We start from the raw sequence: 24,086 nt of genomic DNA, 5'->3' as shown, positions 1-24,086 counted from the left end.
CCCGGATCAGACCGCGCGGCTATGCGTTGCCGCGGAAGGTGCGAGATGGGCATCGAACGCCGATGCAACGCTCCGCACCAGGAATTCCGCGCCATCGCTGATGGAGAGCCGGTCGTCGATCATCGTCACAACGCCGTCGGCGATCAGGCCCTCGATCCGCGACCGATCGACGATCGCGGATCGCAGGTCCCGGTCGTGCAACCGGGATACGAGGGGTAGATCGACGGCAAGGTCGCACATGATCCGCTCGATGATGTCGGCGCGGAAGCGATCTTCGTTGGTGAATGCATATCCCTTGGCGGTGGCGAACCGGCTTTCGGCAATGCGCGCGAGGTAGTCGCGGGTCGAAACCACGTTCTGTACGAAGCCTTGCTGCATGCGGCCGATGGCGCTGGCGCCGAGGCCGATCAATGTGTCGGCGGAATCGTCGGTATAGCCCTGGAAGTTGCGCTTCAGCCTGCCGTCCTGCTTGGCGAGGGCCAGGCTATCGCCCGGAAGTGCGAAGTGATCGAGGCCGATGCGGACGTAGCCTGCGTCGAGCAAAGCTTCGGCGATCGTTTCGGATTGAAGGTGCCGCTCGATGCTGTCGGGCAAAGAGTCTTCGGCAATCTTGCGCTGATGCTTCTTGAACGTGGGAACATGGGCATAGCCGAACACCGAAAAACGGTCCGGTCGGAGCTCGACGCATTTGGCAACGGTGTCGAGGCACGAATCGACCGTTTGCAGCGGGAGACCGTAGAGCAGGTCGAAATTGATACGGCCGACGCCCGCCCGACGCAGACGTTCGACGGAGCTTGCGGTTTGTTCGAAGCTTTGTAGCCGGTTGATGGCCCGCTGCACGGCGGGATCGAAACTCTGGACACCCAGGCTCGCGCGGTTGACGCCGCTATAGCCGAGCGCCTCCGTCATCGGTTCCGTCAGCGTGCGCGGGTCGATCTCGACGGCGATCTCGGCATCGGGGAGAACGAAGAACGAATAGCGTAGCGCGCCGACGAGATCCACGAAGGTTTCGGGCGGCATGATCGTCGGCGTGCCGCCGCCAAAGTGAACGTGCGAGATGGGCATTCTCTGACCGATCGCCTCCGCGACAAGCCGTACTTCAGTGCGCAGGCCTGCTGTATAGGTTGCGATCGGATCGTCGCGCTTGGTGACTGACGTGTGGCAACCGCAATACCAGCACATGGACCGGCAGAACGGCACATGCAAATAGATCGAGGCGGGCTGCTGGACCGGCACCGACTTCAGCCACTTTCGGTAATTGTCCTCGCCGATCGCCGGCGAGAAATGCGGGGCCGTCGGATAGCTGGTGTAGCGCGGCAGCCTGTCCTGCCCGTAGGATTGCGCCAAGTCCGATCGCATCTGCTGTTCTCCTTCCGTCTTCAGATCAACTACCGGACTTGGCGCGGAAGGACTTTGTTCTAGCTCAACCCGCTGGTCTGTCGCCAAACCGCTAGCTCCGCCGCAGCAGCTTCGCGATGTTGCGGGCGGCCGCGGTCACGATCGGCTGAGACGGTTCCATAACGAGCCTGAAGCCGAGATTGGCCGGCGGGACGCCCGCTGCGCAGCCGCCGGATCTTGGATCGCGGATGAAGTCGGTCATGTAGGAGCGATGGGCGCCTTGCACGACGCGGACGCCGCAATTGGTGTTGGTGGTCCGCTCCTGCCTACCGTCGAGTGAAACGCGAACGAAGCAGCTGTTCGTCCACTCCCAGACATTGCCGGCGAGATCGTCCAGTCCGTTACTGTTGGTGCCGAACGTGCCACCAGGTTGCGCGGCCGTTGCGGCCGGCCTGTCGCGGGCGGATTCGGTCTCATAGCGGGCGATCCAGGCCTGCGCGGGATCAGTGGGATCCACCAGAGGCATAGCTTCGTCGCGCGACTTCTCGGCGGCCGCGAATGTCCATTCTTCGTCGGTCGGCAGACGATAGTTGACACCGGTCTTGCGCGACAGCCAGGCGGCGTAAGCCGAGGCATCGTGCCAGCTGACGCCGACGACGGGAAGATTCGGCGCACCAGCGGAAGTGCTGACGCGCAGGCAGGCCCCTTCGTCGACACAGCGCGCGTATTCGGCGGCCGTGACTTGCCGCTTCATGATGACGAGATCGGCGGGCAGACGGAGTTCGCGCAACGGCCCTTCGACCGGCCGGCCGTTCCGCGAGAAATCGCCGGCGGCGCGGTAGCTGAAGGATGTAGATACCAGGCGCTGGGCTCTGTCCTGGCTGGGTGGAGGAGGGGTGAGCGCAAAGGTGGTCGCCACAATCGGCGCGGCCAGCGCGCCTACCAGCATCGCCATCTTCACTTTCATCACGATGAGCATGACATAACCTCCTCTTCGTGCGACGGCCCGCGGCGATAACCGCGGGCCGTCATTTTCGGCGCTACCTAGCGGGTGACGGCCACCGGGTCGGCGGCGCCGATTCTGTCAGGCGGGATCGGGCCGGGAGGGGAGACCTGTTTCATCAGGTCATCGTTCCATTTGCCCTCTACCTTGATATGCGCGCTTGCACCGAGTTCGACCGCCTCGATCAGGTTGTGGTTGACGTAGGCGTAGATGCCGGGCTCGCGGAAGGTGTAGAGGGCGGCACCCGCCGAGCCGCCACGAATGAACCAGGTCTCGAGGTCCTTCTGCGGCGGGTTGTTGAACTTGCCGGCCTCCCAGACGTGGTCGCCATGCCCGCCGATCAGGTGAGGCCGGGTATCGCGGTTGGCCTGCGAATGCACGAGCATGACGGTCTCGCCGACCTTCGCGGTCATGGCGTTTTTACCGGTGAGCGATCCGACCCGTCCGTTGAACACCACGTGGGTCGGGATCAGCTTGCGCATGACCTCGGTCGTGTCGGCAAAGGATTCGCCGACGGTCTCGTAGGTCTTGTACTTGCCGTTCGCGTCCTTCGGCACGTAGAGGTCATTCTCGCCGATGTAGAAGATCTTGTCGTAGCGCAGCGCCTTGCCTTCGGCGTCCTTCAGGCCGTCGCGCGGCAGCACCATCACCGTGCCGTGCATGCCGGAGACGACGTGCCAGGGGATCATGCCTTCGGGGGCGCAGTGATAGACGAAGACGCCGGGGCGCGTCGCCTTCCAGCGCAGCACCACCTGTTCGCCGGGATTGACATGGGTCAACGCGCCGCCGCCCAGGGCGCCTGTCGCCGAATGCAGGTCGATGTTGTGCGGCATGCTGTTGGAGGCGGGGTTGACCAGCGTGAGCTCCATGTAGTCGCCTTCGTGGAGCACCATCATCGGTCCCGGCATCGATCCGTCGAACGTCATCGCGTGGAATTTCGTGCCGGCATCGTCGATGACGACTTCCTGCTCGCGGATCGTCAGCTTGAACTCGACGATCTTCGGTCCCGCCTTGGTCGCCTGTTCATGCGCGTGGACGAAGGGCGGAGCCACCAGTTCGACCTTCTGGCGCGGCAGCTTCAGATCGTCTGCCGGTCCCGCCACGGCCGGTGCGGCCATCATCAGCGCCGCGACCGCGGCACCCATTAATGCAGTCCTTCTCGTCAGCATGATGCTCTCCATCGCTTTGTGCGTCCCAATTCGATGGATGCATCATGAGCGATGTGGCCGCGAGTCTCTTTGCTCTGGAACAACGAGAAACGCTTTATTGGCAGACGAAGCGGATCGTTCGAAAATTTGCGCGGGAGCAAAGAGCGCTGGAAGTTGTCGGGTTACGGTCGTTCGATGGGAAAGGCTGTCGAGGCTCGAGGTGAAGCGCCGGCTTATGGATTGGGTTTACGATTCAGAGCGCCTTCATCACCTTCGGCGAGGCCATGCAGTCTGTTCGCGTCGCGCAGCACGATGCGCTGCCTGCCGCCCTCGACCAATCCTTGTTGCTCCCATGCGCTGAGAATCCGGCTGACGGTGTGCAGCGTGGTCCCCGTCATCTCGGCGACGTCCTGCCGGCTGATCGGAAAGTCGATCTCGACGCCGGCATCGACTTTCCTTCCTGCCTGCTTGGCGAGCCGAAGCAGCGCATGGGCGACGCGCTGCTCGACCTGCTCGCTCGATATCTCCATGACGCGGGCCTGCGTATCCTGCAGACGGCTGCCGACGGTCTGCAGCGCGCTTGCGGCGAGGCTCGGATATTTGGCGAGCAGGCGATTCCAGGACGATGAGGGCCAGGCGAGCGCGATGCTGTCGACGGCGGCAACGGCGGTTGCCGGATAGTGCGTCAGGTTCATGGCCTGGGCGACACCGAACAGTTCGCCGGCCGAGACATAGCGCACGACGGACTGGTGTCCCTGCGGCGTGACCTTCTCGACGCGAAGATGGCCGTGAAGCAGGAGGTAGAAGTGATCGGCTTTCGCGCCCTGATCGAACACGGCGCTTCCCTTCGGATATCGAGTCGAGCGCGCTTCGCGCAGCAACTCGTCCTGTTCCGCGGGCGCAAGGCCGGCGAACATCGGCAGGTTGGCGACCAGGGAGCGGTCGACGGAGGCCATCGATATCCTCGTTTCAATGCCTGCGGAGAGTATCCGCGGCCGCGGCAAGCCTCAACGGCTTGCCACTCTCTTAATGCAGGATTCGGCGCGAAGATTGCGCTAGCGCAATATCGGCAAGATCAGGCGGCGATATCTGATCCCCGGGAGCCCGGTAGAGGCCGGGCCAGGTTCCAGGAAAACGGGAAAGAAACGGGAAAACATGAGAAAGATTGCGATGCTGGCCGCGGCTGCGGCTGCTCTGGTTCTGACCGGGAACGCCCGGGCGGCGGAGGTCGAAATCAAGCTTCTCAACAAGGGAAGCGACGGCGCCGTGATGGTGTTCGAGCCGGCTTTCGTGAAGGTCGCGCCCGGCGACACCGTCAAGTTCGTGTCCACGGACAAGGGACACAACGCAGAGTCCATCAAGGGCATGCTGCCCGAGGGCGCCGCGCCATTCGTCGGCAAGAACAACGAGGATATTGCCGTCAAGTTCGATCAGGAGGGCGTCTACGGCATCAAGTGCCTGCCTCACTACGGCATGGGAATGGTTGCGTTGATCGTGGTCGGTAAACCCGGCAACGTCGATCAGGCCAAGGCTGTTCCGCAGGTCGGCAAGGCAAAGCAGGTGTTTGCGAAGCTCTTCGACACGCTCGAGGCCAGCAAGACAGCCTCCAGATAGCGGCGTTCTAGCGCCAGCTTCTCCAGTGGGTGGGTGGATGAGCAGGGGCTCGTCCATCCAGACATTATACCGGACGCCTGACCTGGTCGGCACGGAAAGCGCAGCGCCTCGATCCCAACCATGCACATCTGGCCGAGTTCGAGGTCGCAGTCATCGGGGGAAAGCGCAATCGGAAGCCAACCGTCGCGCGAAGCAGCGCTGCGCATTGGCGATGATCTGTCGCCGAAGCAGCGGGCGCACCTTGATCTAGCGCAAGGTCGTCTATTGGGATGGCCTCGTTTCGGCCGAGCAGCAGGAACAACAGTCAGCTTTGCTCTCGGCAAGGGGCGGAATCGAGGTTTCGTCCTCCAGCTTCCGGAGAAGGTCGTCGGTGATGGCCTCGACAAGCCTGCGTTCGATGGCGCTATCGCCCCGGCTTCGCCCTCGCAATCTCTCGAAAATCCGCATTGCATCCTCCGTTGATGGTGGAACCAACAATGCAGCCGGGAAGCAGCACGGTCTTTGTCGGAGATCAAACGCCCCACCGAACGATGCTGCAATTTGTGCTTCGACAAAGAGCGCCGGCCGGAACGGCTTATGATCACGGCGAATGAACAGGGATCACCCATGGCGACGATGCAAAAATTGAGGGCCTATCAGGGACCGGCGCTGTTTTCCTACGGCTTCCGGCCGTTCTTTCTGTTCGGCGCCATCTATGCCGGCGCGACGGTTTCGCTGTGGCTTGCGGTATTCGCCGGTCATGTCTCATTGCCTAGCGCATTCACGCCGCGGGACTGGCATGTCCATGAGATGCTGTTCGGTTATGTCAGCGCCGTGATTGCGGGCTTTCTCCTGACGGCGGTGCCGAACTGGACGGGCCGGCTTCCGATCCAGGGTGTTCCGCTCGCGATCCTGTTCGCCACCTGGCTCGCCGGACGGCTGGCCGTGACATTCTCCGGGTTCATCGGCTGGGAAGTCGCGCTGGCGGTCGACGCTGCCTTTCTCACGTTGCTCGCTGGCGCAGCCGCCCGCGAGATCGTCGCCGGCCGCAAGTGGAATAATCTGATGGTGGTCGGCATCATCTCGCTGCTGGCCATCGTCAACATCGCGTTTCATGTCGAGGCGCATCTCGGTGGCGTGGCGGAATATTCCGCGCGCCTCGGTGTCGGCCTCGTGGTCACGCTGGTCTGCGTGATCGGCGGGCGGATCGTTCCGAGTTTTACGCGCAACTGGCTGGCGCGCCGCGAACCGGGACGGCTGCCCGTGCCCTTCGGTCGCTTCGATGCAATCACGATGGTTGTCGGCGTCTGCGCCATGATCGCGTGGGTCGCGGCGCCTGCGAACCGTTTCGTCGCAGCCGCGCTCGGCGTTGCCGGTTTGCTCCACCTCGTGCGCCTGGCGCGCTGGGCCGGCCATCGGACCGTGTCAGACCGCCTCGTGCTGATCCTTCATGTGGCTTACGCATTCGTGCCGGCCGGCTTCCTTCTCACGGCGCTGGCCGCCGTGGACCTCGTCGCCCCGAGCGCCGGGATCCATGCCTGGACCGGCGGCGCAATCGGCTCGATGACGATCGCGGTGATGACGCGTGCATCGCTCGGCCACACGGGCCAGGCGCTTTCGGCATCTGTCGCTACCCAGCTTGTCTATGCATCGATCGTCGTCGCCGCGCTGGCGCGGATATGTGCGGCGCTCGAACCGAGCCATGCGATTCCGCTTTTGATGGTCGCGGGTGTGGCCTGGGCGGGGGCGTTTCTCGGCTTCGCGGTCGTCTACGCGCCGCTGTTGTGCCGCGCGCGCAAGTTCTGAAGGGATACGATGATCGGCGCCAGCATATCACGATGGACGATGAGCTACTTCGCGATGGCGCTCGCGTGGTTGTTCGTGGCGCTGGCGCTGATGGTCGCGCGCGTCGGCTTTCCGGCGGCGCATCTGGCATCGCCCGATACGCTCGTTCTGGTACACGTGGTCTGCATCGGCTGGCTCAGCGTGGCGATGTGCGGTGCGCTGCTGCAGTTCGTGCCCGTGCTCGTGGCAAAGCCGCTGTATTCGGAGAAGTGGGCATTGCCTGCGCTTGCCCTGTTGACTGCAGGTCTGGTCGCGCTGCTCGCGGGCTTCCTGGGATTGGGCGGCCGGCTTCCCGCCTGGCTCTGGCTTCTTCCGCTCGGCGCAGTCCTGCTGACGGCCGGGTTCGGCCTGATCGTTATCGATCTCGGATTGACGGCATGGCAGCGGCCGACCGGCCCGGCACGCTTTGTCCTGGCAGGGCTGGCTTCGCTTTGTGCCACCGTCACCTTCGGCGCGATCTTCGCATTTGCGCATGCGGGGTGGGCGGGATCGATCGGGGCGTCGATTTTAACGAGCGGGGTTCCGCTGCATGCGATCGCCGGCCTTGGCGGCTGGCTGACGCTGACCGCCATGGGTGTGAGCTACCGGCTGCTATCCATGTTCATGCTCGCGCGCGATGTCGACGACCGGAAGAGCAGCATGACGCTGGCAGCCGGCGCGCTCGCCATCTCCATCGCGGTGGTCGGAGGCACCTTCGCGATCTGGCTCTCTTCCGGATTGAACGCCGTATTGTCGGTGGTTGCCGTCCTCGGCCTCGCGACGACTATTCTGTATGGGCGCGATGTGATCGAGATATTCCGCAGCCGCAAGCGGCGTCAGCTCGAACTCAACACTCGGATGGCGGTATTGTCCTTTGCCAGCCTCGCGGCGTCGGGCTTGCTGGGTGTGATGCTCGTCCTCACCGGCGCTTTCGCCGCGCAGCTCGGCGCTTTCGTCTTTCTCGTTATCTTTGGCTGGTTGTCGGGTCTCGTCCTCGCCAAGCTCTACAAGATCGTGGCGTTCCTGACCTGGCTCGAGACCTACGGGCCCGTGATGGGACGCGCGCCGACACCGCGCGTTCAGGATTTGGTTGCGGAGGCGAGGGCATCGAAGTGGTTCGTGATCTACCACATGGCCGTGTGGTTCGGCACGGCGATGCTGCTCGCTGATCAACCCTCGGCATTCCGCGCGGCCGCTGCGATGATGATGATCGGCATCGTCGGCATCATCCGCGAAGTGATCCGGACGCGCCAGCTTGCGGACGTCCAGAGCCCGTTGCGATTGCCGGACGGCGCCTGCGCGCCGCATCTGCTGTTTGCCAGAAGTTGACGATCAAACGAAAGGAGCAAGCATGATCGAATATATCGATGTCGACGTCCGTCCGATCCTGCGCGCAGGTGGCGAGCCGTTCTCGGTCATCATGTCCGCGCTCGAACGGCTCGAACCCGGGCAGGGACTTCGCCTCTACGCCACGTTCAAGCCAGTGCCGTTGTTCGCCGTGATGGCGGACAAGGGTTTCGCGCATGCCGCGCAAGCGCTCGATGCCGGCGAGTGGGAAGTGCTGTTCACGCCCGCGGAAACAAAACAGACTGCGTTCGTCCCCCGAGCAGCGACCTTCGATACCTGGCCCGAACCGACGGTCCAGCTCGATAATCGCGACCTCGAGCCGCCGGAGCCGATGGTCCGGATTCTCGCGGCTGCCGAGAAACTGGCGCCGGGTGAAACGCTGTCGGCGCTGCTGCGGCGCGAGCCTGTGTTCCTGTTCCCCCAGCTCGAGAAGCGCGGATATCGCTGGCTTGGCGGGTTCTCGCCGGATGGCACGACATACGAACTGACTGTCAGGGCGCCGTCATGACGGATCAACTCGTTGAGCAGATCCGCGACGCGATGCGTGTCGTGATCGATCCCGAACTCGGTTACAACATCGTCGATCTCGGCTTCGTCTACGACATCTCGGTCGTCGACGGCGCTGTTCGCATCACGATGACTGCGACTACGCCGGGATGCCCTGCGGTTCATTTCCTGAAAGAGGGCGTAGCGAGCGCTGTCGTACGGGTGCCGGGCGTCCGCTCCATCGACATCGTGATGACGTTCGATCCGCCTTGGGCACCCTCGCGCATCGAGCCGGTGATCCGCGCCTCGCTCGGCTTTGCCGCAGTCAACTGAAGTCCGAAAAAATGGCGCTTACTATCGAGATCGACCACGCGAAGACGCGCAGGGTCGCCGCAGCCGCAACGGGCCAACCGGTCGTGCCGCAGGCCGTCAAGGGACGGATTCGTCGCATCAAGTGGATCGTCCTGCTGCTGACACTCTCGATCTACTACGTCACGCCGTTCCTGCGCTGGGACCGCGGCCCGAACGCGCCGGATCAGGCGGTGCTGCTCGATTTCGCGCATGGACGGCTCTACTTCTTCTTTGTCGAGATCTGGCCGCAGGACCTCTATCTGGTCACGGGGCTGCTCGTTCTTGCCTCGACCATCCTGATCCTGACCAACGCGCTGGCGGGGCGGCTGTGGTGCGGCTTTGCCTGCCCGCAGACGGTCTGGACGGATTTGTTTCTGCTCGTCGAACGGCTGATCGAAGGCGACAGGCGCCAGCGCCTGAAGAACCTGGACGCGCCGCTTGGCGTCAAGCGGGCGATGCAGATCGTCGCAAAGCATTCTGCCTGGCTCCTGATCTCATTCGCGACCGGCGGCACACTGATCTTCTATTTTACCGACGCGCCGGACCTCCTGCGAAGCTTTGCGCGCGGCGATGTCTCGGCCAATGCGCTTGGCTGGATCGCCGTCTTCGCCGGCACCACTTATGGTCTGGCAGGCTTTGCGCGCGAACAGGTCTGCACCTTCATGTGCCCATGGCCGCGCCTGCAAGGCGCGATCTGGGACCCGGAAGCTTTCACGGTCAACTACCGGGACTATCGCGGCGAGCAGCGGATGTCGGCCAAGAAGGCGGCCGAACTCCGCCTGCAGGGCAAGCCGGCGGGGGACTGCGTCGATTGCCATCAGTGCGTCACGGTGTGCCCGATCGGCATCGACATCCGTGAAGGACCGAACTTTGCCTGCATCAATTGCGGGCTGTGCGTCGATGCCTGCGACAGCGTGATGTCGAAGCTTGGCCGCCCGCGCGGCCTGATCGACTACGAAAGCTGGAGCAATATCGAGCGCGGCCGCCGCGGCGAGGCGCCGGTCAACCGGCTGGTGCGCCCGAAGACCATCGGGCTGACGGCGGCGTGCCTGGTGTTGACGGCCGCGATCGTCTTTTCATTCATGGCGAAGACCGACGCCACGTTGTCGGTCCAACACGATCGCGATCCCCTGGCGGTCCGGCTCTCGGACGGATCAGTGCGCAATGGCTACACGGTCAAGCTTCTGAACAAGTCGTCGGCCGCGCACGCCTACACGCTTTCGGTCAGCGGCGTGGATGCCAAGATGGTCATCATCGGCAATGAGAGCCTCGCTCCGATCGAGGTGCCCGCCGACGGTTCCGAAGCGGTCCGGGTCACGCTTACTGCCATGAACCCGCGGGAAGCCGACGTGGTGTTCACCGCGCGCGATGAGACCGGCACAACGATTCTCTCCGCGAAAGACCGGTTCGTCGAACGTTGAAGCGTGGCCGGGTGTGTGAGGCAGACGCAACGTCGCTGCGATTGTCGCCGTGCAGCTTGCGCCCGATCAAAGTGAGGGACGCCGGGATTTGCCATGTTTGCGCAGTATCCCGGCCTGATCGGAGGTTCCGCCATGCTTTACCGGTTCAGCAAAATCGCGCTGATCGCCGCCGCTCTGACGACGTTCGTCGGCTCTTCGCCGGCTGCCGCCCACGACATCGCTGTGAAGCAGGCCTGGAGCCGCGCGACGCCGAAAGGGGCGAAAGTCGCGGGCGGGTACCTCTCGATCGAGAACCGCGGAATCCAGCCTGATCGGCTGCTTTCGGCTTCGAGCAACGCAGCCGCCAAGGTCGAGATCCATCAGATGGCCCTGCAGGACGGCATCATGACGATGCGGGCTCTCGACGACGGCCTGGTGATTCCTCCTGACGCCACGGTGACGCTCGCGCCGGGAGGAGATCACGTCATGTTCGTCGGGCTGATCGCACCGTTGGAGGAAGGGCAACGCGTCCCCGTTTCGCTCAATTTCGAGCGCGCCGGCAAGATCGATGCGAGCTTCGAGGTCGGCAGCGTCGGTGCCAAGGGGCCCCGATTGCAGGTCGCCTCGACGGAGCCTGCCGCGCCAGCAGCGTCTCGCGCGCCGGCCGCGGCAACCGACGAACCTTTCTTCACCCATATCTGCGGAACGCGCGTGATGGCCAACGTCACGGTCTCACCTGGCCGCAGCGGGCCGATCGAGGTCCTGGTGCAGCTCGAAGATAGCGAAGAGAAACCTCTCGCGGTGGATGCGCTTTCCGTGACGCTGTCCAATCCCGACAAGAAGCTCGCGCCCGTCACCGCGGCGGCCGAGCGCGTGGCGGCCGATAGCTGGCGCGTCCGCCTGACAGCCGCGGCGAGCGGGAAGTGGTCACTGTCGCTCGGCATCGACCTTGCGACGGACGACCGGGTCGACATCGCAGCCCCGATACTTATCGAGTGACATGACGCTACTGCGTCGTGAACAACACCACCGCGATGGCGATCGACAGCCCGACGGCGGATGCGGTCGCCGTCGTGGACAGGACGCCCATCGCCCTGAGCGCGCCGGCAAAGGCGATGATGATGGGGGTGGCGGTCAGCAGGCTCAGTTGTGCGTCGCTCATGGCGCTCCGTCCTCATTGTTTCAAAAGTCGCCGTATCTAGCGGCCATGACGGGCCGTTGACGTTGCGCTCCCGCAAGGAGCGTTGCGATGGCGGTGCCCGTCCCCGTGTTTGCTCGGCGACAAAGAACCCGTTCTGCCTGACGTGATAGGCGTCGATCGGGAGATCGAATGTCTATTGCGGATTGCGAACAGGAAGAGGCGGGCTGGGGTGTCTTTGAAGGACTCCCGGGCGACCCGATGATGTGGGTCCTCGTCTTCAGCGAACTCGTGGCCTTCGGTCTCTTCCTCGGCGCGTTCATCGTCGCCCATGCGGTCAAGCCTGCCATCTTCGCCTCGGGCCAGACCTCACTCGATGCGACGCTTGCCGGATACAACACGATTGTCCTGGTGACGAGCGGGTGGGCGGCGGCAAAGGGGGTGTCATCGGCGCGCGCGAATGCACGCCGCCATGCGCGACTTTGGCTGCTTCTCGCGATGGCGCTGGGCGGCGCCTTCGTGACGATCAAGCTTGTCGAATATGCGCGCGAGATCGGCAGCGGTATCGGCCTCGAGACAAGCGTATTCTTCACATTGTACTTCCTCCTGACCGGCTTTCACCTGCTGCACGTCTGCCTCGGAATCATCATCCTTGCGGTTGTGTGCCGCCAAGCCGATCCGGTCCATGTGGAGACGGGAACGATTTTCTGGCACATGGTCGATCTGGTCTGGATCGTGATGTTTCCGATCGTCTACCTGGTGCGCTGAAGCATGCGATATCAGCCCGACCGTATGGACCTCACGTTGCTTGCGCTGATCGCGCTCGCCGGCACTACCATGGCACTCACTGGCGCTGCCCACGGCCTGCCGCTCGCCAATGGAACCGTTCTCGCCATTGCGGCAATCAAGGGCCGGAGAATCCTGCTCGATTATCTCGATTTACGGACCGCACCGCCGATCTGGCGCGGGCTAATAACCGCCTGGCTGATGCTCATCGTCGGCTTCGCCTGGTCGGTCTCCGCCGTCTCCGTCCTGTTGTCCTGATTGAGAAATCCCGCGAACGGCTCGGGATCGTCGGGATCCTTGCGCCGGCACAAAGAGCGCCGGACGCGGGTGAATAGATTGACGCGACCGCTCAACTATTCAGCACACCAACCGGAAAGGACCCGTAATGGCTGAACGCCTTACCAAGTCGGCGGCTCGCAACGTCTTCTACGGCGGATCGGCCTTTTTCTTCGCGATCTTCCTCGGGCTGACGGCGCACAGCCACTACTACATGGTCACCACGTCGACGGACGAGAAGACGCTGACTGACTCCGTGGCGCGCGGCAAGCACGTCTGGGAGAAACACTCCTGCATCAACTGCCATACCTTGCTGGGCGAGGGCGCGTATTTCGCGCCTGAGATCGGCAACGTCTGGGATCGCTGGGGCGGCAATGAGGATCCCGCCACCGCCAAGGAAATCCTGAAGTCGTGGATGCAGGCGCAGCCATCGGGCGCGCCCGGCCGCCGGCAGATGCCGCAGTTCAACCTCACCGATCAGGAACTCAACGATCTCGCCGATTTCCTGCAATGGACCAACAAGATCAAGACGCAGAACTGGCCGCCGAACAAGGCCGGCTGAGTATCCCACCCGACAGCCCGTAGGAAACCTCACGATGAGATACGAAACCCAGAAAGTTGCGATGCTGTATTTCTACGGCGCGCTGACGCTTTTCCTCGCTCAGGTGCTGTTCGGCGTTTTGGCCGGCACCATCTACGTCCTTCCGAACACCCTGTCCGTTCTCCTGCCGTTCAACATCGTCAGGATGATACATACCAACGCGTTGATCGTGTGGTCACTCATCGGTTTCATGGGAGCGACATACTATCTTCTGCCGGAGGAGACCGAGACCGAACTGTATAGCCCGTTGCTGGCGAAGATCCAGTTCTGGATGTTCTTCGGCGCTGCCGGCGCCGCCGTGGTCGGCTATCTCTTCCATTACCACGAGGGCCGCGAATTCCTCGAACAGCCGTTCGTTATCAAGATCGGGATCGTCGTCGTCTGTCTCATGTTCCTCTTCAACGTGACGATGACGGCCTTGAAGGGAAGAAAGACGACAGTCACCAACATCCTGTTGTTCGGCCTCTGGGGCGTCGCGATCTTCTTCCTGTTTGCGTTCTATACTCCGAAGAATCTTGCGGTCGACAAGATGTACTGGTGGTACATCGTGCATCTCTGGGTCGAAGGCGTCTGGGAGCTCATCATGGCTTCCGTGCTGGCCTTCCTGATGATCAAGCTCAACGGAATCGATCGCGAAGTGGTCGAGAAGTGGCTCTACGTCATCATTGGCCTTGCGCTGTTCTCCGGAATCCTCGGTACCGGCCACCACTTCTACTGGATCGGCGCGCCCGGCTACTGGCAGTGGATCGGTTCGCTGTTCTCCACGCTCGAGGTCGCCCCGTTCTTCACCATGGTCATCTTCACCGTGCAGATGACCTGGAAGGCAGGTCGCAAACATCCGAACCGGGCTGCGCTGCTCTGGTCGGTCGGCTGCTCCGTGATGGCATTCCTCGGCGCCGGCGTGTGGGGCTTCCTGCACACTTTGTCCTCGGTAAACTACTACACGCACGGCACGCAGGTGACGGCGGCGCACGGACACCTTGCGTTCTTCGGTGCCTACGTGATGCTGAACCTTGCCGTCATGGCCTACGCGATCCCGCAACTGCGCCAGAGAGCGCCGTACAATCAGTGGCTCAGCATGGCGAGCTTCTGGATCATGTGCACCGCCATGATGACGATGACCTTTGCGCTGACCTTCGCCGGCGTGATCCAGGTTCATCTGCAACGCGTGCTGGGTCAGGGCTTCATGGAGGTGCAGGACCAGCTTGCGGTATTCTACTGGGTCCGGCTCGGCTCCGGCGTGTTCGTTCTGATCTCGGCCTTGATGTTCGTGTGGGCGGTTCTGGTGCCGGGCCGCGAACGCCCGGTGGTCGCGCCCGGCGCACTCCAACCCGCCGAATAGGCTTCAGGCGGCCGGTCATCGACGCGGCCGGCCGCCGCTCTAATGCTGGAGATTTGATATGAAGGCCGTACTTCACGCCGTCGAAGCGACATCCAAGATTCCGGCCTATGTTCCAAGCGGCAACGAGTGCACCCTGTTCGAGCACGCCTGGCGGCGTCGTCTGCCGGTTCTGCTGAAAGGGCCGACCGGCTGCGGCAAGACCCGCTTCGTTGCCCACATGGCGGCGCGACTCTCCTTGCCGCTGCACACTGTCGCCTGTCACGACGATCTCACCGCGGCCGATCTCACCGGGCGCTATCTGCTCAAAGGCGGAGACACGGTGTGGACCGACGGTCCGCTGACCCGCGCCGTGCGGGAAGGCGGCATCTGCTACCTCGATGAGGTCGTGGAAGCGCGCAAGGACGTCACCGTGGTGCTGCACCCGTTGACGGACGATCGCCGCATCCTGCCGCTCGAGCGCACAGGAGAAGAGCTGGTCGCGCCGCCGGGCTTCATGCTGGTCGTGTCCTACAACCCCGGCTATCAAAGTCTGCTGAAGGCTTTGAAACCGTCCACGCGTCAGCGCTTTGTAGCGATCGAATTCGACTTTCTTGCCGCGGAGCAGGAAATCGAGGTGGTCGCTGCCGAGAGCGGACTTGCGCCGGAGCGCGTGCACCCGCTGGTGACGCTTGCCGGCCGGCTGCGTGCGCTCAAGGGACAGGATCTCGAAGAGGGCGTATCGACGCGCCTGATCGTCTACTGCGCATCGCTGATTGCAGCGGGAGTTCCGACCGTGGATGCCGTGCTTGCCGGCATGATCGAGCCACTTACTGATGATGCCGACGTCAAAGCCGCGCTGCTCGATGTGGCCCGAGCGGTGATTGGATGAGACATGCTCGATTTCCTCGAACTTGAGGAGACGGTTGGCCGCGTCTGGCATCGGCTGGTGGGCGCTACGGCGAGCTATCTCGTTTATGCCGGGGAAGCCGCGACGCTTGCGGAAGTGCAGGGACAGATTGCCGTCATGTTCCGCGCGCTGGGCGGGGAGGCGGGCGTGCAGATCGCCGGCGCCAAGTCGCGAAAGTCTGGCCATCGGCTCGGCTGGCGGCAACGCATCGGCCTTGGCGACGAGAATCTCGATCATCCCGGCCGCGATCGGGCGACCGTCTTTCTGCCTGAGCGCATCGCCCTGTTTCCGAATCGCGAGCTCAACGCCTTGCTCTATCGCTGGCTGGCGGCGTGGTTTGCCACAGCGCCGGTGATGACGATCGACGAGACCGATCCGCTGCGGCGCGATCTCCTGACCTTGCGGCGCGCCCGCGAGACGGTCGAAAAAGTAAAGGTGCTGTTTCCTGGCCTGATCCTTTCATACGAGCGTCTGGCGGCGGCAATCGCGCAAGCGCGCCCCCGCAGACCCCTGCCTCGGGCAGAGCAGGAGGTCGAGCGCATCGTGCGGGCGCTGCTCGGAGCCGATGCGCCTCCGCAAGGCCGGCTGTGGCCAGTCGTGATCGGCACCGGCGATCTGCCGGCAAAAGCGCCGCCCGGATATCGATCAATGCTGCCTTGTCCGCTGTGGGGAGATTGCTGGATACGCGCGACCGTTCCTGCAAAGGTCGAGGATGACGATGCGCCTGTGCCAGGCGATGAGACCGACTTGCCCGATACGCGCAAGCGCAGGGCTGTCCGCGAGGCCGACGACGGCGGAAAGCGCGATCCGTTCATCCTGAACCGCTTCGAGAAGATACTCGCGATGGCGGAAATGGTGAATGTCGACCGCCCTTCGGACGATGGTGAGGACGAAGATGCGCGCAAGGCGGCCGACGACCTCGACGAACTCGCGATCGGCCGCCGCAGCGGCAAGCCTGCCACAAGGCTGAAATTCGACCTGGATCTGCCGCCGCAAACCATCGATGTCACGCGCCTCGACGCCGGTCGTCTTTATCCGGAATGGGACTATCGCGCCGGTGTCTATCTGCCAGATTGTTGCCGGGTGTTGACGGGGCAGGCGCCGGAGATCGGCGAAAGCTGGACGCCGGATGCAAACATTCTGCGGCACGTCCGTCATGTGCGGCGGCGCTTCGAGGCGCTGCGGCCGCAGCACGAGGTGATGCGCGGCCAGGCAGACGGGTTCGACCTGGATATCGATGCGCTCGTCCGCGCTCGATGCGATCTGCGGGCGGGCAGCGGATCGATCGATCGGGTCCATCTGGCGATGCGTCCGCAGCGACACGACCTCGCGGCAACGTTGTTGGTCGATGTCTCGCTTTCCACGGATGCGTGGGTCGATGGTCACCGCGTTCTCGACGTGGAGAAGGAAGCGCTGCTCATCCTGGCGCATGGGCTTTCCGCCTGCGGGGACCATCACAGCATCCTGACCTTCACATCGCGGCGGCGATCCTGGATACGCATCGAGGCCGTCAAGTCGTTCGAGGAGCCGATGGGAGCTGCCGTTGAGCGACGGATCGGTGCGCTCAAGCCGGGCTACTATACGCGCATCGGCCCGGCCATCCGCCATGCCGCCGCCGAGCTTGCCGGCCAACCGCAGCGCAAGAAGCTGCTGCTGGTGCTGACGGACGGCAAGCCGAACGACGTCGATCACTATGAAGGCCGCTTTGCGGTGGAAGATACCCGCAAGGCGGTGCGCGAGGCCCGGCGGCTAGGCGTTGCGGTGTTCGGCGTCACGGTCGACGCCGGCGCCCAATCCTACTTTCCCGCCCTGTTCGGACGCGGCGGCTACGCCATCGTCGGCAACATCAGCCGCTTGCCGGCGGCGCTTCCGGCGATCTACCGGCAATTGGCCCGCTGACGATGGCTGCCAGGATCAACGCAAGTCCAGGCAGCCGGAACTCAGGCTGCCGCGGCGGCAAGCCTGGATCGGCGGCGATATGCGAAGCCAACACCGGCGAAGCCCAGGAGCATCAGGTGGGTCCTCTCCAGGAGGCCATTATTAAAATCCTAACGAATGCGTTGGGCTGGAATTATTCATGCCCCGGGAGGCGCAGCGCCTTCGCACGCGAAAAAGCCATATGGATAAAACTGTAACGGTCAGTTTGAGCGGCGGGCAATAGTCATCCCGCCAAATCCCCTGAGAGCCCGCGAGAGGCTCTTTGGGGGTGTCTGATGTTTTCACGTGATCTGGCCGGTCCGACCAGCAGGGATGCGATTGAAGGCTTTGATGCGATCGCCAATGCGCTCGATCAGGGCCTGGATTCCGCCAACGGGAAAAGCTCTGGGCTGACCGACTTCCTTGCCATCGCCGCAGGCTGGCTGGTTCTCGGCGCGGTTGTTTTCTACCCCAGCCTCCAGCTCGTTGCATTCGCGGTCTGCGCAGCTCTCCTGGGAATGCGTTCGTTCGCGCGTCTCATCCTTGGTCCAAGCCCGGCCGCTGCGCAGCAGCGCGAAGGTAAACCGCTGCTGGCGGCTTAGGCTATTCGGCTCCGGCGCTATCAGCAGCCACGGCCGGCCGGGGCAGGGTGAGGTCGCCCATGTGCACCGGGTAGGAGTGGGAGGTCTTGTCCCACACCAGCGCTGTGCCGGATATCCGGTGACTCATATAGATGCGCACGGCGCGCCAGGTTGCGAAGAAGTTGACAAAATTTCCGACGACCAGTCGCGGCGCCGCCATCAGGGCGTGACGTAAATTGTAGATCATGCCCGTGAACGTCATTCGGTTGAACAGGCGCCAGATCAGAAACAGGAAGTTCACAAAGAACAGCCACATCGCCCAGTTCTGGTTCAACAGCGAATAAACAAACTGCCTTTCGGGATCGAAAACCGCCCGATAGAGTTCGAATATGGTCAGATTGGCGAGCGCAAAATAGGCCAGCATGACGGCTGGGCTGGTGATCACGCCCTTTCTGTCCCGCGCCAGGAAATATTTGGTCCCGAGCGAGCCTTTCCAACCGTGCTCCTGCGCGCCCTGGAACACGATGCCGAGCAACCAGCGTGCGCGCTGGCGATAGGCAGCCTCGAGGCCTGACGGAAAGAATTCGCGGGTCGCCACCGGAAGGGTTCGGTGCAGAATGCCGGGGTTGCCACTGTCGATATCGATGTCGATCGCATAGCTGGCCGGATAGGCGATGAACGCTGACTTGAATCCGAGCTCCGAGACGCGGAACGCGATGTCGTAGTCTTCCGTGAACGACGATGTACGGAAGGCCTCGCCCTGATTCTGATCGTTGAGATGCTGGATCGCCTCCCGGCTGAAGCATGCGGAAACGCCGGCGCAGGGAATGACGCCGCTGATGCGCTGGCGGACCTCGAGGTCCTTGGTGTGCATCTCGGCGAACTCGTCCATATAGAGGCCCGCGATGAGCGAAGTGATCGGCCGGGAGAACGAGTAGACCGGCAACTGGATGAAGTCGTAGACGTCGACCAGCTTGTTGAAGAGCTTGAGCTCCAGCGGATGAATGAGGTCCTCGGAATCGTGCATCACGATTCCCGCAAACTGGATGTTATGCTCGGCCTCGAACATGAAGATGTCGGAGATCGTCTGGTTCAGGCAGTCGGCCTTGCTGGTCGGGCCGTCATGCGGCACCAGTACCATGTGGATGTTTTTGTACAGCCCCTGCGCCTTGCGCACCTCGGCCTGGGTGAGGGGATCGTTCAGATAGACGCCGACGAAGTAATGCGCGCGCTCGTAGCGCACGAGCCGGGAGTTCGATGACAGCATCGAAAAGATGACGTCGTGCTCCTTCCAGCACGGCACCATGATGGCGATCGGGCGCTCGGGGATTTGCTCGAGGATCTCAACGCTAGGCAATTCCTTGGACTTGGCATCCGCCGTGCCCATCAGCCGGCTGGTCCAGTACAGCAGGTCCACAAACAGATCGTCGAAGCTGGAGATCGTGATGATCACAGCCGCGATCAGCATCAGAATCTCGACGACATAGAGGTATTGGAAGATGAAGGCGGGGGCTTGTGTCATTTCTCAGGACGCGTGGTGAAGCTGAACGATTTCGGCGGAGCGCATTTGCGGCGGCAGGACGAATTGCCGGTAGAGGGCCTCGACGATCCGCTTGCTGGCGTGGCCGTCCCCATAGGGAAATACCGGCCGGGCCATGCGGGTATATTTCGCGTTGTTCTTGTTCAACTCGGACAACGCGCCGAATACCGCCTCGCGAGAGGTTCCGACCAGTTCGACAACCCCTGATGCTACCGCCTCAGGCCTCTCGGTCACGTCGCGCAACACCAGAACGGGCTTGCCAAGCGCGGGCGCCTCTTCCTGAAGGCCGCCGCTATCGGTCACCACGCACCAGGCATTCTGTATTGCGGCGACGACATCGCGGTAGCCGAGCGGATCGACCAGCCTGACCCGCGGATGACCCGAAAGGATCTCGATCGCCGTTTCGCGTGCGTTTGGATTGGGATGAACCGGAAAATACACGGCGACATCGGGATTGAGGTCGACGAAGGCCTTGATCGCGGTGAACGCATCGCGCAGCGGCTCGCCAAAATTCTCCCGCCGATGCGCTGTGAGAAGGATGGTCCGCAACCTCGGAAAGTCGGCGGGCAGCGCCGGTTTTGAAGCCGCGACTTCGAGCAGGGAGTCGATCACCGTATTTCCGGAAACGATGATCTTCTCCCGCGCAATGTTCTCCCGCACAAGGTTCTGTGCCGCGGCCGATGTGGGCGCGCAGTGAAGGGATGTGGATACGGCGATCGAACGGCGGTGAAATTCTTCGGGGAAGGGCGCATCAAGGCTTGGCGTGCGCAGTCCGGCTTCCACATGCACAAAGGCGATCTTGCGGTAGAACGCCGCGATCGACGACGCATAGGCGGTCGTCGTGTCGCCCTGGGCGAGAACGCAATCGGGGCGAACCTGCCCGAAATAGCGATCCAGGCGGCGAATGAGCAGGCTGGCGAGAGCCGCCGGCGTGTGACAATTGCTGCGATGCCGGATCGAGAGGTCCGGGCGGAGGTCGAATTCGGCAAGGGTGCTGTCGAGGAGATCGCTCTGCTGGCCTGATGTCACGACCCGAACGACCGCCCATTCGGCTTCGCGCAGCCTGCGGACGATGGGGGCTACCTTGATGACTTCCGGGCGGGTACCAACGACGAAGACAAAGGTGCGGACAGGGGTCGAGTTGCTGAAATGCTCTCTGCGAGGGTGATGCATGCCTTGCTTTCAAAAAACATCGCATCGTCCCCACGATACGAACCACCAACCGAAATACCCCGCCCCATCATCCCTGCCCGGACGGCACGATTAGAAATCGGCGGCAATTTAGCCCGCGCCCCTAAATTAGACAATTGATTTAAATGGATTTTCGGACATTACCGTGGAAATGCGGAGCTTAGACTTGGACGCATGGTAAATGTCCGCGCGCCGGGCATAATGTTTAACCATCAACCCGGAAGCGATTTTTTGCGGCTGAAGATCGCCGAGTTCGGAGCGGTGGGGCGGATCTCACACCAAGCTCGATCAGTTAATCCTGAGCCGCTTTAAAAGAAGCATTTGTGAATCGGTCATCTGCGAGCCGCCGATATCCACACGCCCGGTGCTGAGCGAGCGGTTCGAGGGACGCGCGAGAGAAATCATGAGGTCAAGTTCCGCCTTGCGGACAGCTTTGCGAAGCTGCTGAACCTCCAGATAGGTATTTACAATATCGACCGGCATAAGGTGATCTCAACCGAACAGCCTGGACCCGCCCCCCTTGGCCGGGTCTCAACGCAATCAGGAAGCCGATAATGGCCTAGCGGGGCCATGCCATACAAATGGGCTTGCAAATGGGCTTGCCGGGATTTTCGCCGCTTGCGCGATGGCGGTGGAAGGATTGATGCTTGGCTGGCTGCCGGTGGTTTACCGCAGGACGCCGCTTTTTACCGCGAAGACAAAGTGGTTGACGAATGTCTCAAGCCCGTCGCGCCGGTTTCCCTCGAGGTTTTCGGCGGCCAGGCGCAACGAAGCATGTGGGCGTTGTTCAATGGCGTCCAAATCCGCTGAAACTGCCTCAAGGGCGTATCGCAATCGCCTCAAATCGGAACTGAGTTTGGTATCCACGGCCGCCACCGCTGGAAACAGAATTAAACAATTAAAGATTAAAGCTAGAATATAATATTGTGGCGGTCAATGCGGGGCAATTGAAAGTCTTGAGCGATTTTAGGAGCTTAACCCCGTAAAACCCCGGGCCGTCGCCATTTGCTCATTATCTGATGGCCGCTTGACGGGGCGAAACCGACCCGAACCTGTCATCACGTTTTTGCAATGGCTGTCCATCATGCGGCCGGCGTGACCCACATTGCACGTTGCCAATTGAAAAATCCAAACATCGGCTATCGGCATTATGGACTGAAGAACTTCGTGTGACGGTTGCTTCATACGGCTGCAGCGATGTCTTGGCGGCGGCCTTTAAGCTGGCGCAAACGTTGATGTTGGCATTGCCCGACAAAGCTCGCATCACTCATGGAAGCGATAGCGTGACGAACCGACGCTGATGCCCGCTTTGATCTGGCGGCGCATTTACTTGCGCAGCAGCGGTCCGGAATAAAACCGGAATGTTACGCAACTGTCACAGCGATTTAATACTGGTAAACGACGGTAAATTGCCGCCATGCCACAGCGGCCAGGAAAGCCTTGTCTGAGGCGAGGCTAAGCTTAGCAAATCAAGGAAGTACTATGAACAAAATCAAGACAGCCGCGGCCGTGGCCGTGGCCGCGATAACCTGCATCGCGGCGCTAAGTGCATCCCCCGCGTCAGCTGTTGTCGTCAGCAATCCAGTAAATAGTTACCCCAACGGCCCTCTTTCCGGCGCTCTGATTGGTGGTCAGCAAACCCAATTCATGGGTGAGACGTTCACCGCTCCTATCACGGGGGCGCTTACTAACTTTCAGTTTACCCTGAGTAACTCGACCATCACTTCCTTATATGGGGCAGTGTACGCGTGGGATGGCTCCAAGCCGACCACAATGCTCTGGCAGAGCCCGGTGATATCCGGAAATGGAGTCGGTCTGCTCGACTTCTCGCCCATTGGGCTCAACGTCACGCAGGGCCAGAAATACGTGGCGTTCCTGAGTACGTACGGAATCGCTGGTAACTCCGGCACAGCAAGCTTTGGTTCGTGTTTAAGCTTTAGTGGCTGCAACAACGTTAACTCTAACCCCTATCTTGGCACTTTGGTGTGGAGCACTATCTTCGCCGACACCGTGCCGCTCCCAACGCCTGGTCAAACTCAAAGTGCTTGGTCTTCAGCCAATCATTTCGATGCCACCTTCTCGGCGACGTTCACAAGCGCTGTCCCCGAACCCTCGACGTGGGCGATGATGATCCTCGGCTTCGCTGGTGTCGGCTTTATGGCTTATCGCCGCAGGAACAACGCCGCGCTTCGCGCCGCCTAATCCAGTCAGCCCTGATTTGAGATCGAGGGGCCGCCTCAGTTGGCGGCCTCTGTCCGTTCAAAGAACTGAAATTGTGGGGAGGGGGAGCGCGGCCTAAGAGCCGGTATTCCGCCAGACGCTGGCTTCGTAGCCGTCGATGACTTGCGAGGTGTGGGTGAACTCCTCGAGCTGACGCAACGGCTCAATGATCTTGCGCGCCACCAGCACGGTGTTCGGCTCGGCATTCTTCTGCATGTGCCCGGCGACGTCGATGACGCGGTCCGAGATCGTCTCGAGCGGCGTGGAATCGTCGAAGTAGACCAGGCCCGCGTTCACGCCGCAGCGAACGGAGAAATCGGCTTTCGACAGCTTTACCTCGCTGTTGAACACCTTGAGACTCTTGATGACGTCCTTGCCTGACTGGCAGGCGTCTTCCACATGGGCGAAGCATGCCATCACGCCGTCGGGCGTCCACGCCGTTTTCAACACGCCCCTGGCGCGGAAGATGCGCTCGACGAGCTTTCGATACTCCTCGAAGTCATACTGAATGGAAGCGGGATCCTCGCCGGCCTTCATCCCCGCCGAGCCGACCACGTCGATGGCAAGGAAAGCGACTTCGCGGCCGAACGTATCGAGCTTCTTCTTGGTTTCGGCGAACACCCGCAACAGCTCCTGACGGTTCACAGCCTTGTCGCTTTCCGCCATTCGCAGCGTCGTTTCCAGTTCGGCGTCGAGCCTGGAGCCCGGCTTCACGCCCTCTTTCCGGCGCCACGCCTGGGCCGACTTTCGCAGCAGCCGCCGGTTCTGCGCGGTCTGCGAGCGCTGCGCGACGGCGCCGGAAAAAATGGTAACGACAATGGCGAGACCGATCAGGATCCAGTCCGAGCGATCGCTGCCGGCAATGTTGGTCGGCACATAGCGATGTAGTACTGGCGCCGATTTACTGAGGATGTACTCGCGCGCCTCGAACAGTTTGGCTGGAACCGTTGCGTTCTTTGGATTGTCGAACAGGACAAACAGCTTCGGGCCGAGCAGAACGATGATCAGGGCAAAGGTTGCAATGCCCAGAAGTTTCCTCAGTCCAAAAAGCACGTGAACCAGGATCGATTTAGGAGCTTCACGATGAACCACTTTGATTGTCCCCAGGCCGAGCGGGC

The 24,086-nt window shown here is 62.1% G+C and carries 25 protein-coding genes; 16 read left to right on the top strand and 9 right to left on the bottom strand.

Annotated features, from left to right (window positions below):
* Positions 1-6 precede the first annotated feature (6 nt).
* The 4 genes from hemN to LMTR21_RS29845 all read right to left on the bottom strand — a co-directional run bounded on the left by hemN (position 7) and on the right by LMTR21_RS29845 (position 4,445).
* Positions 7-1,359 carry an oxygen-independent coproporphyrinogen III oxidase gene (hemN, locus tag LMTR21_RS29860; RefSeq protein ID WP_065751138.1) on the bottom strand — a complete coding sequence of 451 codons (1,353 nt, stop codon included), beginning with the start codon at positions 1,357-1,359 and terminating at the stop codon, positions 7-9.
* Between the two features lie 91 nt (positions 1,360-1,450).
* On the bottom strand, positions 1,451-2,317 hold the full coding sequence (locus LMTR21_RS29855; RefSeq protein ID WP_065751139.1) for a formylglycine-generating enzyme family protein: 867 nt from the start codon (positions 2,315-2,317) through the stop codon (positions 1,451-1,453).
* 65 nt (positions 2,318-2,382) lie between these two features.
* A complete protein-coding gene (gene nirK / locus LMTR21_RS29850; RefSeq protein ID WP_065751185.1) occupies positions 2,383-3,510 on the bottom strand; it encodes a copper-containing nitrite reductase in 1,128 nt (375 codons plus the stop codon).
* 212 nt (positions 3,511-3,722) lie between these two features.
* Positions 3,723-4,445 (bottom strand): Crp/Fnr family transcriptional regulator, encoded by a 723-nt coding sequence (locus LMTR21_RS29845; protein WP_065751140.1) that lies wholly within the window; start codon positions 4,443-4,445, stop codon positions 3,723-3,725.
* 199 nt (positions 4,446-4,644) lie between these two features.
* On the opposite strand from LMTR21_RS29845, the gene LMTR21_RS29840 reads away from it, so the two are divergent.
* From LMTR21_RS29840 to LMTR21_RS29805, 7 genes are all read left to right on the top strand, one after another.
* Complete coding sequence (locus LMTR21_RS29840) at positions 4,645-5,103, top strand: pseudoazurin (RefSeq protein ID WP_065751141.1); 459 nt, start codon at positions 4,645-4,647, stop codon at positions 5,101-5,103.
* A gap of 606 nt (positions 5,104-5,709) precedes the next feature.
* A complete protein-coding gene (locus LMTR21_RS29830) occupies positions 5,710-6,888 on the top strand; it encodes an NnrS family protein (protein WP_065751142.1) in 1,179 nt (392 codons plus the stop codon).
* A 9-nt stretch (positions 6,889-6,897) separates the two neighbouring features.
* Positions 6,898-8,235 carry a hypothetical protein gene (locus LMTR21_RS29825; RefSeq protein WP_065751143.1) on the top strand — a complete coding sequence of 446 codons (1,338 nt, stop codon included), beginning with the start codon at positions 6,898-6,900 and terminating at the stop codon, positions 8,233-8,235.
* A 22-nt stretch (positions 8,236-8,257) separates the two neighbouring features.
* Positions 8,258-8,761 carry a DUF2249 domain-containing protein gene (locus LMTR21_RS29820; RefSeq protein WP_065751144.1) on the top strand — a complete coding sequence of 168 codons (504 nt, stop codon included), beginning with the start codon at positions 8,258-8,260 and terminating at the stop codon, positions 8,759-8,761.
* Entirely contained in the window at positions 8,758-9,072 is a 315-nt protein-coding gene (locus tag LMTR21_RS29815) for a metal-sulfur cluster assembly factor (protein WP_065751145.1), read from the top strand. Before LMTR21_RS29820 ends, LMTR21_RS29815 begins: the two co-directional genes overlap by 4 nt.
* 11 nt (positions 9,073-9,083) lie before the next feature.
* Complete coding sequence (gene ccoG / locus LMTR21_RS29810; protein WP_065751146.1) at positions 9,084-10,511, top strand: cytochrome c oxidase accessory protein CcoG; 1,428 nt, start codon at positions 9,084-9,086, stop codon at positions 10,509-10,511.
* A 132-nt stretch (positions 10,512-10,643) separates the two neighbouring features.
* Positions 10,644-11,489, top strand: a complete 846-nt coding sequence (locus LMTR21_RS29805) for a copper chaperone PCu(A)C (protein WP_084030450.1) — start codon at positions 10,644-10,646, stop codon at positions 11,487-11,489.
* A gap of 7 nt (positions 11,490-11,496) precedes the next feature.
* Here LMTR21_RS29805 and LMTR21_RS40370 read toward each other — a convergent pair whose 3' ends face one another.
* Positions 11,497-11,652 carry a hypothetical protein gene (locus LMTR21_RS40370; protein ID WP_187399228.1) on the bottom strand — a complete coding sequence of 52 codons (156 nt, stop codon included), beginning with the start codon at positions 11,650-11,652 and terminating at the stop codon, positions 11,497-11,499.
* 168 nt (positions 11,653-11,820) lie between these two features.
* Here LMTR21_RS40370 and LMTR21_RS29800 point away from each other — a divergent pair, with 168 nt between their 5' ends.
* The 7 genes from LMTR21_RS29800 to LMTR21_RS29770 all read left to right on the top strand — a co-directional run bounded on the left by LMTR21_RS29800 (position 11,821) and on the right by LMTR21_RS29770 (position 18,038).
* Positions 11,821-12,396 (top strand): cytochrome c oxidase subunit 3 family protein, encoded by a 576-nt coding sequence (locus LMTR21_RS29800; protein WP_065751148.1) that lies wholly within the window; start codon positions 11,821-11,823, stop codon positions 12,394-12,396.
* A 3-nt stretch (positions 12,397-12,399) separates the two neighbouring features.
* Entirely contained in the window at positions 12,400-12,672 is a 273-nt protein-coding gene (locus tag LMTR21_RS29795; RefSeq protein WP_065751149.1) for a cytochrome C oxidase subunit IV family protein, read from the top strand.
* 127 nt (positions 12,673-12,799) lie between these two features.
* Positions 12,800-13,252 carry a c-type cytochrome gene (locus LMTR21_RS29790; RefSeq protein WP_057837951.1) on the top strand — a complete coding sequence of 151 codons (453 nt, stop codon included), beginning with the start codon at positions 12,800-12,802 and terminating at the stop codon, positions 13,250-13,252.
* Positions 13,253-13,286: 34 nt separating this feature from the next.
* Positions 13,287-14,633, top strand: a complete 1,347-nt coding sequence (locus tag LMTR21_RS29785) for a cbb3-type cytochrome c oxidase subunit I (RefSeq protein ID WP_065751150.1) — start codon at positions 13,287-13,289, stop codon at positions 14,631-14,633.
* A gap of 58 nt (positions 14,634-14,691) precedes the next feature.
* Positions 14,692-15,501, top strand: a complete 810-nt coding sequence (locus tag LMTR21_RS29780) for a CbbQ/NirQ/NorQ/GpvN family protein (RefSeq protein ID WP_065751151.1) — start codon at positions 14,692-14,694, stop codon at positions 15,499-15,501.
* 3 nt (positions 15,502-15,504) lie between these two features.
* A complete protein-coding gene (locus tag LMTR21_RS29775; protein WP_065751152.1) occupies positions 15,505-17,418 on the top strand; it encodes a nitric oxide reductase activation protein NorD in 1,914 nt (637 codons plus the stop codon).
* Positions 17,419-17,732: 314 nt separating this feature from the next.
* Positions 17,733-18,038, top strand: a complete 306-nt coding sequence (locus tag LMTR21_RS29770; RefSeq protein ID WP_065751154.1) for a hypothetical protein — start codon at positions 17,733-17,735, stop codon at positions 18,036-18,038.
* 1 nt (position 18,039) lies between these two features.
* Here LMTR21_RS29770 and LMTR21_RS29765 read toward each other — a convergent pair whose 3' ends face one another.
* The 3 genes from LMTR21_RS29765 to LMTR21_RS29755 all read right to left on the bottom strand — a co-directional run bounded on the left by LMTR21_RS29765 (position 18,040) and on the right by LMTR21_RS29755 (position 21,231).
* On the bottom strand, positions 18,040-19,539 hold the full coding sequence (locus LMTR21_RS29765; protein WP_065751155.1) for a glycosyl transferase family protein: 1,500 nt from the start codon (positions 19,537-19,539) through the stop codon (positions 18,040-18,042).
* Positions 19,540-19,542: 3 nt separating this feature from the next.
* A complete protein-coding gene (wecB, locus tag LMTR21_RS29760) occupies positions 19,543-20,730 on the bottom strand; it encodes a non-hydrolyzing UDP-N-acetylglucosamine 2-epimerase (protein ID WP_065751156.1) in 1,188 nt (395 codons plus the stop codon).
* Between the two features lie 306 nt (positions 20,731-21,036).
* On the bottom strand, positions 21,037-21,231 hold the full coding sequence (locus LMTR21_RS29755) for a hypothetical protein (RefSeq protein WP_065751157.1): 195 nt from the start codon (positions 21,229-21,231) through the stop codon (positions 21,037-21,039).
* A 135-nt stretch (positions 21,232-21,366) separates the two neighbouring features.
* On the opposite strand from LMTR21_RS29755, the gene LMTR21_RS29750 reads away from it, so the two are divergent.
* Positions 21,367-21,558 carry a hypothetical protein gene (locus LMTR21_RS29750; protein WP_065751158.1) on the top strand — a complete coding sequence of 64 codons (192 nt, stop codon included), beginning with the start codon at positions 21,367-21,369 and terminating at the stop codon, positions 21,556-21,558.
* Positions 21,559-22,230: 672 nt separating this feature from the next.
* Entirely contained in the window at positions 22,231-22,950 is a 720-nt protein-coding gene (locus LMTR21_RS29745; RefSeq protein ID WP_065751159.1) for a PEPxxWA-CTERM sorting domain-containing protein, read from the top strand.
* A gap of 93 nt (positions 22,951-23,043) precedes the next feature.
* Here LMTR21_RS29745 and LMTR21_RS29740 read toward each other — a convergent pair whose 3' ends face one another.
* Positions 23,044-24,060, bottom strand: coding sequence for a hypothetical protein (locus tag LMTR21_RS29740; protein ID WP_141688135.1), 1,017 nt, complete (start codon positions 24,058-24,060; stop codon positions 23,044-23,046).
* Positions 24,061-24,086: the final 26 nt, after the last annotated feature.

Source organism: Bradyrhizobium paxllaeri (assembly GCF_001693515.2).
Lineage (GTDB): Bacteria > Pseudomonadota > Alphaproteobacteria > Rhizobiales > Xanthobacteraceae > Bradyrhizobium > Bradyrhizobium paxllaeri.
The sequence above is the reverse complement of the archived record's forward strand: the minus strand, read 5'-3'. Positions and strand labels throughout refer to the sequence as shown.